Annotated in this window: 15 protein-coding genes; 3 read left to right on the forward strand and 12 right to left on the reverse strand. The window is 58.2% G+C overall.

Going from position 1 to position 13,935, the window contains the following annotated elements:
- Window positions 1-161: 161 nt before the first annotated feature.
- Window positions 162-821 carry a ribulose-phosphate 3-epimerase gene (gene rpe, locus VHE58_01370; GenBank protein ID HVS25951.1) on the reverse strand — a complete coding sequence of 220 codons (660 nt, stop codon included), beginning with the start codon at window positions 819-821 and terminating at the stop codon, window positions 162-164.
- A 96-nt stretch (window positions 822-917) separates the two neighbouring features.
- On the opposite strand from rpe, the gene apaG reads away from it, so the two are divergent.
- The 3 genes from apaG to VHE58_01385 all read left to right on the forward strand — a co-directional run bounded on the left by apaG (window position 918) and on the right by VHE58_01385 (window position 2,327).
- Entirely contained in the window at window positions 918-1,301 is a 384-nt protein-coding gene (gene apaG, locus VHE58_01375) for a Co2+/Mg2+ efflux protein ApaG (GenBank protein ID HVS25952.1), read from the forward strand.
- Window positions 1,302-1,367: 66 nt separating this feature from the next.
- On the forward strand, window positions 1,368-1,964 hold the full coding sequence (locus VHE58_01380; GenBank protein HVS25953.1) for a class I SAM-dependent methyltransferase: 597 nt from the start codon (window positions 1,368-1,370) through the stop codon (window positions 1,962-1,964).
- 69 nt (window positions 1,965-2,033) lie between these two features.
- Window positions 2,034-2,327 (forward strand): hypothetical protein, encoded by a 294-nt coding sequence (locus VHE58_01385; GenBank protein HVS25954.1) that lies wholly within the window; start codon window positions 2,034-2,036, stop codon window positions 2,325-2,327.
- A gap of 4 nt (window positions 2,328-2,331) precedes the next feature.
- Here VHE58_01385 and VHE58_01390 read toward each other — a convergent pair whose 3' ends face one another.
- The 11 genes from VHE58_01390 to VHE58_01440 form a co-directional block, all read right to left on the reverse strand.
- The gene (locus VHE58_01390; protein HVS25955.1) at window positions 2,332-3,372 is read right to left on the reverse strand and encodes a tetratricopeptide repeat protein; all 1,041 of its coding nucleotides are present in this window, start codon (window positions 3,370-3,372) and stop codon (window positions 2,332-2,334) included.
- Window positions 3,369-4,262 (reverse strand): AAA family ATPase, encoded by an 894-nt coding sequence (locus tag VHE58_01395; GenBank protein ID HVS25956.1) that lies wholly within the window; start codon window positions 4,260-4,262, stop codon window positions 3,369-3,371. The genes VHE58_01390 and VHE58_01395 overlap by 4 nt, the downstream gene beginning before the upstream one ends.
- Window positions 4,263-4,350: 88 nt before the next feature.
- Window positions 4,351-6,132: a pilus (MSHA type) biogenesis protein MshL gene (gene mshL, locus VHE58_01400; GenBank protein ID HVS25957.1), complete on the reverse strand. Its 1,782-nt coding sequence runs from the start codon at window positions 6,130-6,132 to the stop codon at window positions 4,351-4,353.
- Window position 6,133: 1 nt separating this feature from the next.
- Window positions 6,134-6,478 (reverse strand): MSHA biogenesis protein MshK, encoded by a 345-nt coding sequence (locus VHE58_01405; GenBank protein ID HVS25958.1) that lies wholly within the window; start codon window positions 6,476-6,478, stop codon window positions 6,134-6,136.
- Window positions 6,479-6,572: 94 nt separating this feature from the next.
- The gene (locus tag VHE58_01410; GenBank protein ID HVS25959.1) at window positions 6,573-7,220 is read right to left on the reverse strand and encodes an MSHA biogenesis protein MshJ; all 648 of its coding nucleotides are present in this window, start codon (window positions 7,218-7,220) and stop codon (window positions 6,573-6,575) included.
- Window positions 7,217-7,849 carry an MSHA biogenesis protein MshI gene (locus tag VHE58_01415; GenBank protein HVS25960.1) on the reverse strand — a complete coding sequence of 211 codons (633 nt, stop codon included), beginning with the start codon at window positions 7,847-7,849 and terminating at the stop codon, window positions 7,217-7,219. Before VHE58_01415 ends, VHE58_01410 begins: the two co-directional genes overlap by 4 nt.
- Window positions 7,846-8,805 carry an agglutinin biogenesis protein MshI gene (locus VHE58_01420; GenBank protein ID HVS25961.1) on the reverse strand — a complete coding sequence of 320 codons (960 nt, stop codon included), beginning with the start codon at window positions 8,803-8,805 and terminating at the stop codon, window positions 7,846-7,848. The genes VHE58_01415 and VHE58_01420 overlap by 4 nt, the downstream gene beginning before the upstream one ends.
- Window positions 8,806-9,419: 614 nt before the next feature.
- Window positions 9,420-9,644, reverse strand: coding sequence for a hypothetical protein (locus tag VHE58_01425; GenBank protein ID HVS25962.1), 225 nt, complete (start codon window positions 9,642-9,644; stop codon window positions 9,420-9,422).
- A gap of 299 nt (window positions 9,645-9,943) precedes the next feature.
- A complete protein-coding gene (locus VHE58_01430) occupies window positions 9,944-12,583 on the reverse strand; it encodes a DUF6701 domain-containing protein (protein HVS25963.1) in 2,640 nt (879 codons plus the stop codon).
- Entirely contained in the window at window positions 12,580-13,017 is a 438-nt protein-coding gene (locus VHE58_01435) for a hypothetical protein (protein ID HVS25964.1), read from the reverse strand. The genes VHE58_01430 and VHE58_01435 overlap by 4 nt, the downstream gene beginning before the upstream one ends.
- A complete protein-coding gene (locus VHE58_01440; protein ID HVS25965.1) occupies window positions 13,007-13,930 on the reverse strand; it encodes a prepilin-type N-terminal cleavage/methylation domain-containing protein in 924 nt (307 codons plus the stop codon). The genes VHE58_01435 and VHE58_01440 overlap by 11 nt, the downstream gene beginning before the upstream one ends.
- Between the last annotated feature and the right edge of the window lie 5 nt (window positions 13,931-13,935).

Raw genomic sequence — 13,935 nt, forward strand, 5'->3', positions numbered from 1 at the left:
CCGCCCGGAAAGCCACGCCCCATCCGGGTTTGCACGAAAAATGCCCATCTGCTGCGTTGCGCTCCTCGGCATCGTAGTCCTGGCTACGACCTTCGTCGCGCGCCTTGCATCTGAGCATTTTTCGTGTCAAACGCGGCTCCCGGAAGTTTTTCAACACCCTGCTAGACCTTGGCAAGCGCGGCGCGCATGGCGGCGATGGTAGCTTTGTAGTCCTTGGTGCCGTAAATCGCTGAGCCGGCGACAAAGGTGTCGGCGCCGGCGCGAGCGATTTCGGCGATGTTGTCCGTTTTCACTCCGCCGTCCACTTCCAGCCAGACCTCGTGTTTGCTTTCGTTAATCATTTTTCTCACCTGGCGCAGCTTGACGAGCGCTTCGGGAATGAATTTCTGCCCGCCGAAACCGGGATTCACCGACATGATGAGCACTAAATCCAGCTTGTCGAGCACATGGTTGAGATAATGCAAAGGTGTCGCAGGATTGAACACCAGCCCGGCCTTGCAGCCCTGCTCGTGGATTAAGCCGATGGTGCGGTCAATATGCTCGGACGCCTCCGGGTGGAAGGAAATGATGTTCGCGCCGGCCTTGGCGAAATCGGGAACGATGCGATCCACCGGCTTCACCATCAGATGCACGTCGATGGTGGCTTTGGTGAGCGGACGAATCGCTTCGCACACTAGCGGGCCGATGGTGAGGTTGGGCACGTAATGGTTGTCCATCACGTCGAAGTGAATCATGTCCGCGCCGGCGGCAATCACATTCACCACTTCCTCGCCGAGTTTGGCGAAGTTCGCGGAAAGTATGCTGGGAGCGATTCGATACATGGCCGCCCGTCCTGAAAATTTACTCAAAGGCGCATTTTACCTTTTATCGCTTGCGGCACATAGCCTTTTGGGCAAGGCTTGGCTTACAATAACACCATGGGCGAGAGTAAAAAGTACGAAATCACGGTCAACGCGCGCATCACTTTCATTTCAGATCAGTCCGACGTGGAAAACGGCCGCTTCGTCTTCGCCTACAACATCACCATTACCAACACCGGCAGTGTTGCCGCGCAACTCATCAGCCGGCACTGGATCATTACCGACGCGGAAAACCATGTTCAGGAAGTGCGCGGCCTGGGGGTGGTGGGCGAACAGCCGTTCCTGAAGCCCAACGAAAGCTTTGAATACACCAGCGGCACGGCGATTGCGACACCGGTGGGCACAATGAAAGGCAGCTACCAGATGGTCGCCGAGGACGGAGTGAACTTCGATGCGCCGATTCCTGAATTTGCGTTGAGCATCCCGCGCGTGCTGCATTAGACGGTTCCGGGTTCGGCGTTCAACGTCCCGATTAAACCCTGAACGCGAAACGCGGAATACGGAATCATGTCTTTACAATTCAACTACACGCTGCTCGCGCCTTTCTACGATGCTTTTATTCGCGCTGTATTTTCCGACATCCGCGCGCAAAGCCTCAAGCAGCTGCCGAGAGAAGGCGATCTCAAGATCCTAATTAACGGCATCGGTACCGGCCTTGACCTGCCTTATCTGCCGCAGAATCATCATTACGTGGGCCTGGATTTGACTGCCGCCATGTTGCGACGCGCCAAGCGGCGCGGCGGCGGCCCGAGAATGACCTGCGTTCAGGGCAACAGCTTGAAATTACCTTTTGCAAACAACATATTTGACCAGGCTGTGTTGCATCTGATTTTGGCAGTAGTGCCCGACCCAGTACAGTGCCTTAAGGAAACGGCGCGCGTGGTGAAATCCGGCGGCAGCATTTTGATACTCGACAAATTCCTGCGCAGAGGCGAACGTTCTTATCTGCGGCGCGCATTGAATCCGCTCGCCGCGCGCATCGCCACGCGGCTGGATGTAGTATTTGAAGACGTACTGGAAAATGTGCCGGGGTTGAAAGTTGAAAGCGACGTGCCGGTGCTGGCAAGCGGCTGGTTCAGAAATATCAGGCTGGTTAAAACCTGAACTATGGCTGTGCACTGAGGGTTAGCAGGGTGTTGAAAAACTCTCCTGGAGCCGCGTTTGACACGAAAAATGCTCAGATGCAAGGCGCGCGACGAAGGTCGTAGCCAGGACTACGATGCCGAGGAGCGCAACGCAGCAGATGGGCATTTTTCGTGCAAACCCGGATGGGGCGTGGCTTTCCGGGCGGTCTGCTTTGTCGCTCGCCTTGCGAATATGCAACGGCTATTCGACGCGGCTCGCTTCGCGCATCCCATCCCGGAAAGCCGACGCCGCGGCCCCATGGAGTTCTTCAACACCCTGTTAAATGCAGCAACCGGCCGGTCAGCTACCAGTAAAAACAATCCCGGCCAAGCTGACTGCTGATAGTTTATTTAACTTGCTTCAAGCGCTGCTCGACATACGCCTGCAACTCCGGATTGAGCGCGCCTGAAACCATGGCCTGCTGAAAAGCGTCCCGCGCCTCGGGCAGGCGCTGCAAAGCCTGCAGGGAAATTCCCAGCCCCATATACCACACGCCGGCGGGTTTCAGTTGCAACGCGGCTTGATATTGCTCCACCGCTTCACCATGCCGTGACTTACGCTGCAGCAGGGCGGCAAGGAAGGCGCGGTAATCCGCGTTCTGGGCGGCATGAGGCAGCGTTTTCTGCAAGGTTTCCAGGGCAGCTTGCGATTCGCCCTTCTCCACCTGGATGCGCGCGAGCATCATCGAAAATCCCGCTTGTCCGGACTCCTGATCGAGTCCTTCACGCAACAGATTTTCCGCATCATTTGCGCGCTTCTCCTGCAGCAACAAGACCGTCAGCGCCAGCCGCGCGGCGGCGTAGTTGGAGTTGAGGCGCAAGGCTTGCCGGAAACTTTCCTCCGCCACTTGAATTTTGCCCTGCTGCAAGTGCGCCAGTGCCTTGCGGTATTCATTCTCAGCCTGCTGCTGCGGCGTTTCCTGCCGCATCTGTTTGTTGATCGCCGCTACGCTCGCCGGTGCGGGTTTTGACTTGGCTTTGACGGGAGGTTCATTGGCCGGTTTGGCCGCCGGTTTATCCGGCACCAGCGGTTCAGGTTCAGGAGGAGGGTTGTTGAGTTCCAAGCTCAGGCGCGAAGCGAGTTTAAACAGAGGTTCAGCGACCACCAGATCTTCCACCACCGTTTTCTCCTCGGTTGCAAGCTTGGCCGGAGGCGCAGCGGGTACAGGTACAGGCGCGTTAGCGATGGCTGGCGTGGGCTCTTCCTCGCGAAGCACCTGCCAGGCGAAAATCCCACCCACCAGGACCAACAAGACGAGTAACACCGCCCAGCGCGGACGCATCGAGCTTAGCGTCGGGGGCAAGGCGCGGGCTTGGCTCAATACGCCATCGGGACGCGGCGCGTGCCTCTTCTCGAGATCCATCAGCATCTGGTTGATCAGGCTCATTGCAGGAACTTCCAGGCGAAGCCGCCCACCGAAATCAGCAGCATGGCAAACGCAAACCACCAGCCGGGATAGACGCTGGATTTCACCGAAGGCGTGTCGGCTGCGGCAACGCGCACGTGGTATGGCAGCACCTGGTGCTTGCCCTCGCCGTAGACCAGCAGCAACGTCTTGTGCGCAAGGATGTTGACCAGCCTGGGTATGCCACCGCTCAGCCGGTGCATCAGCCTGACCGCAGGCGCGGTGAATACGCGGCTTCCGCGACAGCCCGCAATGTTCAAGCGATGTGTCAGATAGTGGCCTAGCTCGTTCTTGGCCAGCGCGCCGAGATGATACTGAAAAGTGATGCGCTGGCGCAGTTGGCGCACCGAGGGTTGCGCGAGTTTTTTATCGAGCTCCGGCTGGCCGAACAGCACCACTTGCACCAGCTTTCTTTTTTCCGTTTCCAAGTTGGTCAAAAGCCGCAGTGCCTCCAGGCTTTCCAGAGGCATCGTCTGCGCTTCGTCCAGGCAAATCACCGCCTGTTTCCCCCGCCGCGCAAAGCCCAGCAAAGCCAGGGTCAGTGACTTGAGCAGCTGATGCTGGTCGGCGTTTTTGTCGAGAAGTACGCGCAGTTCATCGGCCAGCGCGAGCAAAAGCGAGCGCGGATCGAGGTAGGGATTGGGAATATAGGCGGAAACGCAGGAATCGCCCAACATGGCAAGAAAGCGCCGGCACAGCAGCGTCTTGCCGGTTCCCACCTCGCCGGTGATTTTCATGAAACCCTCGCCGCTTTTCACCGCAACCAGCAACGTATTGAGCGCCTCCTGGTGCGCGGTGCAGGCGAAAACGAAGCTGGTGTCGGGAGTGAGGCCGAAAGGCGGTTCGCGCAAGCCAAAGTGGGCTCGGTACATATTTCAGTTCCTGGTTCCGGGTTCAGAGTTCATGATTCCGATCATTTCAGATTATGAACTATAAACCATACTCGAAGTCATGCAGCCGCTATTTTGGAATGCTGGTGTCGCTCCTGGCTTCAGGTGCGGGACCGCGCTTCAGGCCTTGTATGCGCTCGCGCGACTCCAGGATATTCTGCTGCCAGTCCTTGTCGCTCTGAATTACCGTCGCTTTGAGCAAAATTACCAGCTCTCTTTTTTGCGAGACCTTGTTGTTCTCCCTGAACAGATTCCCGGCAACCGGGAGATCTCCCAACCCGGGAATTTGAGAGCGGTCCGTCGTTTGGGATTGCGTAATCAGCCCGCCTATGGCGACAATCTGGCCGTCCTGCGCGCGAATCACACTGTCGGTTTCCTGAATGGCGCTTCTCGGCACCGGTATGTTTATTGACCCCAAAGTTCCTCCCAGTGAAATGTTCCTTTCTACTTGCCGCACATCGCTGACTGACGGATGGATATGCAAAATAATATTGTTGTCTTCGTCAATCCGTGGCGTAACATCCAGCGCGATGCCGGAGAAAAACGACTGAAAGGTAACGGTCGGAGTGGTGGTAGTGGCGGTACCCGTGGTGGTGGTTGTGCTTACATTGGTTACAAACAACTCGTCCTGTCCGACTTTCAGCACCGCTTTCTGGTTATTCAATGTAGCAATGCGCGGGCTGGACAACACGTGTACATTACCCTGGGTTTCCAGAAAGCTGATCAGGGCGGCAAAATTGCTGGTCTGGAACGCCAGTCCAAATAGCGCGCCTGCTGCCCCTGCGGCGCTTGCAATATTGGTTCCCGGGGCTGAGATAATGGGTGTGCCGGCTATCGTGACATTGGCAAGCGATCCAGCACTCAATCCACCGGTTGGGCTGGTGGTCGTTCCGCCTGTCAAGGTACCGGTCGTGCTTAATGCTGTTCCCGGAGTAAGCTGTCCGACCGATCCCCGGCTATTGTTGGCACTCCTGAAAGCAGACCAATTGATGCCCGACTGGAACCCGTCGTTAAGCTGGACCTCAAGAATTTTAGCTTCGAGTATGACCTGCCTTTCTACACTTACCTGCGCCGCTTTAAGATAGGCGGCAACATCGCGCAATTCCGCAGGCAGTGCACGCACCACCACAACACCGGACTGCGGGCTCACCACCACGTTGCGGCCTTCCGCGTTTCCTATGATGGCAGTGAGCGCTTTGGTCAGCTCCTCCCAGAAGTCAGTACTGGACGTCGTGGTGATTTTACTGCTTTCCACTCCAACGCCTCTGCCGCCAGCGCCAGTCGTGGTCACAAAGGGAGTGACTGTCGCCCCGCCCGCGCCAGTATTGGTAATCGCGCCTGAGGAGGTCACGCGAATTTCGGAACTGCCCTTGCGCTGGCCTTCAAGGTAATTCACCTGAAACACGCGCGTCTGCAGGGTCAATGACTGGATAAAAATCCGCGTGCCGTCCACTTTGTACTCATAGCCGTAGAGCTCGCGTATGGCATCCAGCGCCTCGAATACGGTAACGTCTTTGAGACTGACCGAAATGGGCTCTCTGACTCCGGGATGCACCAGCATGCTGTAAGGGGTGTCGGAAACCACCGCGAGGAACACTTGATTGGCGGGCGCGTTGTTCACCACCAGATCAAACCGCGTCTCGGCGGCCTGGCCCTCGGGTTTCGGCAGCTCCACCGTGAGCGGAGGAAGTAAAGCCCTGCTCACCGCCTCGGGCTGCGCGGGTTCGGGCCTTTTTTCAACAGCTTTGTCGAGCTCGGCATTGATCTGATCGGCGGTCGTATCGTAACGCGCCGTATGGGTAGCACACCCTGTCAGGCCCACCATCAACAAGATTAGGAACATTCTTCTCATATCATTCCGCCCCGTGGCTTACGCCACCGCGGCGGGTTTTCTTTTCCGTCACCGCGCCGGCGTGGTCGGTCTTCTTCTCGACTTCCGGAAAAAGTCGCAGCGTCTGCAGATTGCCGCCGTGATTCAGCACCACCTCGCTTTCGCTGATCCGTATCACTGTCGCTGCGCCGTACTTCCCGCCCAGCCTGACGGTCTCTCCGCTGATGATCGCAGTTTTACGCCCAGGCGATATCAGCACCGATTGCAGCACCGGACCGCTCGACGCGACGGCGGCCCCAAGCGTCAGTGCTCCGGGGGGCGGCCGCGTGGGATCCGGCAAATTTTCAGCGCAAACGGATTGCGCCATTACCGCAATCACCAACGCGCAAGCGCTGCGTCGCAGAGGCAATGAGTCGTGTCGCCATGTTGTATAACTTTTTCTCGTTTTCCACCCTATCATTTCACACCACCAGCCATGCCCTGTCCAAACTCAAAGTATAAAGCGTCAGCGTCAGCCTGGAGATGGGATACTCCTCCACGTTCAACGCCGCCTTGCCCCAGAACATCTGCGACGGCAGCTTTTCCAACTGCGCTACATAATCCAAAAGATCCAGATACCTGCCGGCGACGGTGATCTCGACGCCGTGCATGAATATTTGCCGGTCGGTCTGCTCCTGCTTCCCGGTGATCGTGCTTACCGGCAGCGTTTCCAGCGACATGAGCTGCAGCCTGGCGTTGCGGTTCAACATGTCTTCCACTAGCCCGGCCATTTTGTCCGGCGGGATCAGGTGCTGCTGCTTGCCCTGCAGGAACGCCTCGAGCTGCGCTAGCTGCCGCCCAAGCGATTCGAGCTTGGCGCGGTTCACCGCATCCGGATCGGTCGAACGTGCCTCCACCATCGCCTGAATCTGCGCCTGAATTCCTCGGATCTGATTCTGCTGCTGGATGATTTGCTGGGACAGCAGTTTCTGCCCGGTGAGCAGCGGGTCAAGAAACGCGGTGTTGATAAGCGTCACCAAAATGAGCGCCGCCATGGCGAAAATCAGCGCCCGCTGGCGCAGGCTCATGTCATCGATCTTGTTCGCCAGCTTTTTCCAGTCGAACTTCATTTGGTTTTTTCCGGCTCCACCGATTGCAGGTTGAATTCGAGATAGCCGGCTCGCGCCACCGGCTTAGTCCCGCTTTTCTGTTGCGGCCGGTTGATCTGCAAAAACGCGAATTGCCGTCCCTTCATTACCGGCTCGCGGTTGAGCCGCTGCACGTAAAGAGGCACCAGTTCCGGGCGCAGCACCCCGCCCTTCAGCACCATTTCGTTGCCAGCGCCGCTGATGCTGAAGCCCGTCAGCCACCAGCCTTGAATCGATTGCCGGGCAATCGCGCGCATATATTCCGAATAGCCGTCGGTATTGCCGATCACGCCGTTTTTGATCGCCGCCACGACCTCCTGGCGCGACTGGACCTGTGCTTCCAGCTTTTTGATTTGCTCGTCAAGCGCGGCGCTTTTTTGCGCCGGGGAAAATTCGCTGCTGAATTTCGTAAGCCGAGCCTGCTCGTTTACAGATTGCTTCTCGGTGTCAGCAGCCTGCGTGCTCAACGAGCGGGTCTCAAACAGCAAATACCCATAGAACAAAAGCGAGCCAAGCAAAATCAGCCCCAGCGCCTGCAGCATGGTCATCGCGGAGAAATACTTTTTCTGCTTCAGAAAAATCGGGCTGAATAGGTTGATCTGCTGGCTCACAGCGTTTTTACCTCGTGGCGCAGCGCGGCCCCTAGCGCGTAAAACAAGCGCGCCTGCTCAGCCGCATCTTTGAGCGCGGGAGCGGGACCGCAATCAATTATCTGGGAGAGGTTGAGTGCCTCCACCGTGACATCGAGCTTTGCGGCAAGCTTCTCCTGCAAACCCGTCTCCTCGGGCAGGGGCGCAAGAAGCAGCTTGTCCAGCGTGATGTGGCTGTCTCCAGCGCGCCGAGTACGCCGACCCCAGCTTTGGTCGAAATAATCGAAAGAGCGCTGCAATTCCAACACCAGGCGCTCGAGGTTTCGCTCGCGCAAGGCATTATCGGCATCGCTGAGCTGGCCGAAGGCGACATCTATGCGCCTAGACAAATAAAGCTCACCGCCGTGGGTGAAGGTAAGCAAGCCACTAGCGTCGTCGAAGGAAAGCATGGCAAGACCCTTGCCTTCGTGCTCGCACAGCGCCGCGATGTTGCGCTGGGCCATTTCCGGAATGTCCACCACTGAAAGCGGAATCCCCGCCTCTTCGAAAAGCGATACGCGTTTTTGAATCACGCCGTTCGGCGCGGCAACCGCATATATCGGATGGCTGCGCGAGTCCGTATGTTTATGTTTGTCAGTGGGTATGCCAAGGACGTCCACCATCGCGTCGTCAACGTGGTAATTGAGCATGTCCTTGATGCGCCAGCGAATCGCGGCCTTGAGCTCCTCCCGCGGCACGCTTGGCGCCTCGACCTGCAGCATCTGATACTCGTCGGCGCCGAGCAAAGTCGTGCAGCTGTATTGCTCGAGGCGCTTTTCCTTCCTCAATTTTTCCAGCGCCACGGAGTCGGCCGCGTCCAAGGGATGAAACTCGCAACACAAAACGAGCGGCTTGTCGGAAACGGTGCGAAAGATGTGTGCAAGATTCACCCCTCGCCGGTTGATTTCCAGCGCGAACCAACCCGGTTCTTGTCTCATTTTACTAAAAAACCTCATTCGCCGTCGCCCCGAAGCAAATGTTGGTTTGAAGTTACATCAATAATCACTCAAGTATTGCGGTCAATAACGTTCTCCTTGGGTAGCCGGTCGGTTCGGCCGCTTGTCGGCTAAACCGGCTCTATCCGGTCACACCTGTGCTTAATCATCATGGTTCCGCCTTCTCGGATCTTCATTTTTTTGCATCTTGCCAGACAGCCGTAGAAACCACAATACATGGTATCCCGGCCGGCCGGAAGTGACTAATTGTAGTGCGCCGCTTGTAAATAGGCAATGCCTCTCAAAAGGGCGCCAAAGCGGCAATCTCCCCAAGTCCTAAACGGGGTGAGTCAGGTTTGCTTTTCTGGGATGACGGGCAATTTTGGTGACCCCTGCCGAAGTTGCAATATATGAAGTGAAGCGAACAGCGGCTTGCGGTTTTTCAATCTTCTTGCTGAACGCATCGGCTGCAAATTCAGCATCCCGCTTATCTACAAGACGGCTGGAGGGTTAGTTTGGTAGCGGCGCGGAAGCGGTACTGTAAATCTCGCCACAACCAAGTATGTGGCTAAATTTAGGCGTGCTCCTCGGTTAGGTTACCCATGCCGCAATCATCACTACGGGTAGATCTCCCGCCGGTCGATGAGATTGACCACATTGGTAAATTGCACCCCAAACCAGGCCACCGTGGGTTGAGTAACGAGATTACCCGTCCGAGTCAATTGCAGATTGGTGGTTGAGGTAAATGCATCCGCCCAAGACGTGTCACCGAGGTCATTAGTCATCGTCGTGCTCGCCGGATTGTCGCTCACCGAAAGAATAGGGGCACTTCTGTTGATCATTATGGCAGGGGAAAGAGTGACGTTCATGGTCGCGGTTCCCGTTGCTGGCGCTGTGATATTGGTCGGGGCGCGCTTCTCTCCCGATCCGCCGCCAGCCCCTGCGCATCGGGCGCTTGCAGCGAGTGAAATTCGCGGTGTAGTGGGTGAAATTCGCAACGCAGTACTTCAGGCCGCCCCGCGGCGATACGCCTGCGCGAAATTCACCCCTTTGCCCGTCGCACACAAGGCGAGCCAAACCGATTCCTGCTGTGCTTTACTAAAAAGCCCCGAAAGATATCGGTCTCTGCGCGGATTCAGTGCTAGAAATTCTCTCTTCGGTAGATAAACCTGTTGGTGTTTTGGTTGAGACCAAAACCTGCGCGCGCGCTGGGGTCGCGGTTGTAGTTGGTACCTGACCATACACCTTGCAAATAAGTTTTGTTTGCCGGTGTGGTGGCCACGCAAGTCGTATCTCCTCCCGCGCCTGCGTCCAGATCCACGCATAAATCCACGCTGCCGGTTGCGGCAGGCGAGGGTTTGGTCAGTTTCAGGTTGCCCGCCCCGGAACTGAACGTTCCACTGATACTGACATGAGATTGGCCCATGTTGGTGGCACTAAGACCGCCTTGGTAATTGCTCAACACAACATTGGCAGCTGCAATCGAAGTACAGTTATCCAGGGTATTGGTGACAAAGTCCGTCCCATTCCAGTATTCAGCAAGGAGGGGCACGGGCAAATCCAGCAGTTCCGATCCCAAGGCGTTGCCCAGCCGCAGCCTTCCGAAGCGCATTGGCTTGCCGGAACTGAAAGCGATGCCGTTGCCGGCGGTCGCCGTCCCGAAACTCGCCGGATTGCTCGCCAAAATGACACCGTCGGCGTCTATCACGTTGATCGCGAGGCTGATATCGGCGTTGTACGGCGAAGCTGGAGCCGTCGGCGTGGTACGTGTAAAGAACAGCCCGGTGCCAGAGCTGAAGGTGAGCGTTCCCACTCCCGCACCAGTCGAGACAATCACCGGGTCGGTGCCCGGCAGGCCGCTCGTGTTGAGTGTGCCGCTCGCCGCAGTGTAGGCCTTGCCGGTGAGACTCGCATTGGTGATCTGCCACAGCGCGCCGGTGTAGCGGGTGGTCGTGCCGTTCGTGAAGTTCTGCGCGGTGACCGTGATCACCGGCTGCGTCGTGTAGCTGAAGGGCTGGCCGATATAGGTGAAGGAGCCGCAGGCGGTGCCGAATACCGGTGTGTTAAGCGAGACCGCGAAGTGATCGGGCGCAAAGCGGCCGACGTTGATGACGGCGGAGGTGATGTTGCGCTCGGCGGTCGTGGACCCGTCGGCTGCATCCACGTTCGAGAAAGTCGAGTCAACGAGCTGCAAGGCGAACGAGCCGACGTCGCCATAGGTGGCGACGTTCGAGGTTAACACCCCTGCCGCAAAGCTCGCGCCCAGCGTGAACGTGCCGAACGTCGCGGTGCAGGCAGTGCCTGCGCAGGCCGTCAGCGTAGGCGTTGGCGTACCGGCATAGTTGGTCGTCGTCGCCGGCGTGCCGGCCGCATTCACCGCGGTCGCCCGGACCGTGAACGGCCGTCCCGCCTTATGCGTCACGCCACCGGGGACGGCGACGGTGTTGAGCGTTCGCACCGTGCCGGCGGTTTGCCAATCGGTGTCGGTCACGCTGTAGCTGGCGAACGTATTGGGGCGAATCGCGAAGTTGTCGGTTGAACAACCGGTAACAGTGGGCGCGCCCGCCGGGAAAGTGATGCGCAGCCGCGCCTCGGGGTAGGAATTGGCCTGTGTGAAGCTGATGGTCTTGCGTCCGTTGTCGCCGGCGACAAACGTTGGATCGGGCGAGAGCGTCTGAATCACCGTCCAGGTCGGCCGGCAGTTGTTGGCATCGAGCGCGCCGGAATTGTTGCTCGCGTCGAGCACCTCGACCCGCACCGTGCCGGTGAAAGTCGTCGCGATCGCGGTTTTCGCTGCATTCAACGCAATCATGTCGAGACTCACGGTGGCGCCGGCAATCTTGGTCTTGATTACACCGGTGATGGCACCTGCAGCGGTCGAGGTTTCATACGCATTGAAGCCGCCGATCGTGGTGGCGCCGACGGCGGCTTTCACCGATACGGCCCCGTAGGCCCAGTTGTCGCTGGTGAACGTCCACGTCGTCGTCACAGTGGCGGCACCGGCCGCCGTGCTTCCGCCGCCGAAGTTCCCACCCGCACCCGCGTTTAGATTCCATCTCTGGGTCTGCGAGCCACCCGGCGTGATGCTGACGCAGCCGTTGTCGCATTGGAGCGTGTCAATCACCAGCTCGCCGGTCGCGCTCGTCACCGTCAGCGAGGCTGGGGAGGTCGTCCCGATTGCCGAGACGAACGTGCCTGTCGGCGTCGTCTGATTGGCCCCCGTGAACGAGACGGACCCGCCCACAAAGCCTTGAGTCGGGGCGGCTGTCAAGGTGACGGTAACAGTCTGAGCGCCAGTCGGAGGGTTCACCAGACTAAACATCGCCATTCGGCTGTCGGCCGCCGTAAACTGGGACCCGACCAACGTCATCGAGGTCCCGCCATAGGTGGCAGTGGCCGTCGCGCTGGGGGATATATACGAGACTCCTACGATGACGACTCGGTTGGCTCCAGAGGCCGTGTGCGTCCACGAAAACGTCGTCGAGGAGGCGGCAGACGAGGTGCTCGCTGCTGCGTCGAAAGCGACGGCGGCCCCGGCCACGGCCGGCAAGCCAAGGATCAGGACGACAAAAGCCAGTACAGTGCAAATTATTTTCATGAAGGCCAAACCAAAATCGTTTCTACTACGGCCCGGAACGCTTACCACGGCAGCGGTCTTGGGGTAAACGCCGCATGACCAGAAGATTCCGACCGCGGCAATTAAGAAAACGAGCAGGCGCGCCAGAGCGACACGCGGTGTGCACGAGAAACCGAATAAATGTGGTGTCGGACTGATGGTCATCTGCTTAGGGTCGCTTGCAATTGCCGTTCCACCCGGTCTAAGGTAGCCACCGTTCCCTGTGCCGCGGTAGAAGTGATTTGGAAAATCAGCACAGTTACCCCGCCTTCATTCTGGGTGGTGGTGCTGCAATCCACGGTGGTGGTGAAACCGGACAGCGTCCCGCCCATACCGGTCAGCGTTTGCGTGGTCGGCCCCGGGTTGCAGGCGGCGGCAAACGCCCCGCCGGTATTAATCAGCACCTGATAAGTTCCCCATTCGATACCCGAGCGCGCCGCCTGATACGCTCTTGAACCCTGCACATCCAGCGCTGAACTAGTTTGCTGCACGCCCGCGATGGTCAAGATAAAGGCGCCCAGCGAGGCCAGAATCACCAGCAGAAAAATCGCCGTGACCAGCGAGAAACCGGAGTAGCGCTTGACGGATTCATGGCACATTGCTGACATGCACCGCCTCGTAAAGACTCACGGTTTCGTTTTGTCCCTGGCTGCTCACCTCGGTGACGCTGAGGCTCATCGAGACCAGCCCATCTCGCTGCGCCACAGCTGCAGCGTTGTAAGTAAAGGTGCAGGCGTTGACGTTGCTCGCAAGCAAATTATTTGCCGGCGCCGTGGACAAGGGCGCAGCGGCCGCATTGTTGGGTTGCGCCACCTGTATGGTATAACCCGAATAGCGCCGCAAGGTGCCGGCGGCCGGATCACATACATAACTCACCGGGCCGGTAATGACGACGAAACGATTTCCAGGCGAGGACAGCCTGAAGGTCTGGGCATTGAAAGCGATTCGGTCTTCGTTGCCGCTCGTGGAGGTGCTGCTGATCAAGCTTTTGTTAGTATTGGGTGATTCGTAGGCGCTGGCACCGGGGATGCCCAGGTTAAAAACCACCACAAAATCAGTGTTGACGATTTGCGCGCGGTTAGGAATGTTTCCCAGCGTCTTGAAGCATGTGTCGGTCAGCACGCTGGGCGATGCGTAAAAACTCAGGATGTCGTTGTCGGTCACCCGCGTATCGTCGCTGGGGCAGACCGGCGCGGTGGCGCCACCACTATGAGCACTGGCGCGATAGCGGCCGCCAGTGCGCACTTGCAGGAATTCGAGAAAAAACACGCTGCCCACATTGGTCACCCGCACGCTGTTCGGCAAAGCATCATGCAGATCGCGCCCGATGCGGCGCAATGCGGTGTCGGCAATGTCCACCAGCTCCGCGCGCCGCGCGGTGTCCACATAGCCTGTCACCGGCGCGCTGATAAACCGGGCGACCGCGGCGGCGACGATGCCGGTGACGGCAATCACCACCACCGCCTCCACGAGAGTGAAGCCTGCTTCAAGAACTTGCCGATGATTCTTCATATTCG

This window comes from Burkholderiales bacterium (assembly GCA_035543335.1).
Taxonomy (GTDB): Bacteria; Pseudomonadota; Gammaproteobacteria; order Burkholderiales; family JAHFRG01; genus JAHFRG01.

Coding starts and splice junctions, on each gene's coding strand:
- rpe (HVS25951.1), bottom strand. CDS start 821: ATGTATCGAATCGCTCCCAGCATACTTTCCGCGAACTTCGCCAAACTC.
- apaG (HVS25952.1), top strand. CDS start 918: ATGGGCGAGAGTAAAAAGTACGAAATCACGGTCAACGCGCGCATCACT.
- VHE58_01380 (HVS25953.1), top strand. CDS start 1,368: ATGTCTTTACAATTCAACTACACGCTGCTCGCGCCTTTCTACGATGCT.
- VHE58_01385 (HVS25954.1), top strand. CDS start 2,034: ATGCTCAGATGCAAGGCGCGCGACGAAGGTCGTAGCCAGGACTACGAT.
- VHE58_01390 (HVS25955.1), bottom strand. CDS start 3,372: ATGAGCCTGATCAACCAGATGCTGATGGATCTCGAGAAGAGGCACGCG.
- VHE58_01395 (HVS25956.1), bottom strand. CDS start 4,262: ATGTACCGAGCCCACTTTGGCTTGCGCGAACCGCCTTTCGGCCTCACT.
- mshL (HVS25957.1), bottom strand. CDS start 6,132: ATGAGAAGAATGTTCCTAATCTTGTTGATGGTGGGCCTGACAGGGTGT.
- VHE58_01405 (HVS25958.1), bottom strand. CDS start 6,478: ATGGCGCAATCCGTTTGCGCTGAAAATTTGCCGGATCCCACGCGGCCG.
- VHE58_01410 (HVS25959.1), bottom strand. CDS start 7,220: ATGAAGTTCGACTGGAAAAAGCTGGCGAACAAGATCGATGACATGAGC.
- VHE58_01420 (HVS25961.1), bottom strand. CDS start 8,805: ATGAGACAAGAACCGGGTTGGTTCGCGCTGGAAATCAACCGGCGAGGG.
- VHE58_01425 (HVS25962.1), bottom strand. CDS start 9,644: ATGATCAACAGAAGTGCCCCTATTCTTTCGGTGAGCGACAATCCGGCG.
- VHE58_01430 (HVS25963.1), bottom strand. CDS start 12,583: ATGACCATCAGTCCGACACCACATTTATTCGGTTTCTCGTGCACACCG.
- VHE58_01435 (HVS25964.1), bottom strand. CDS start 13,017: ATGTGCCATGAATCCGTCAAGCGCTACTCCGGTTTCTCGCTGGTCACG.
- VHE58_01440 (HVS25965.1), bottom strand. CDS start 13,930: ATGAAGAATCATCGGCAAGTTCTTGAAGCAGGCTTCACTCTCGTGGAG.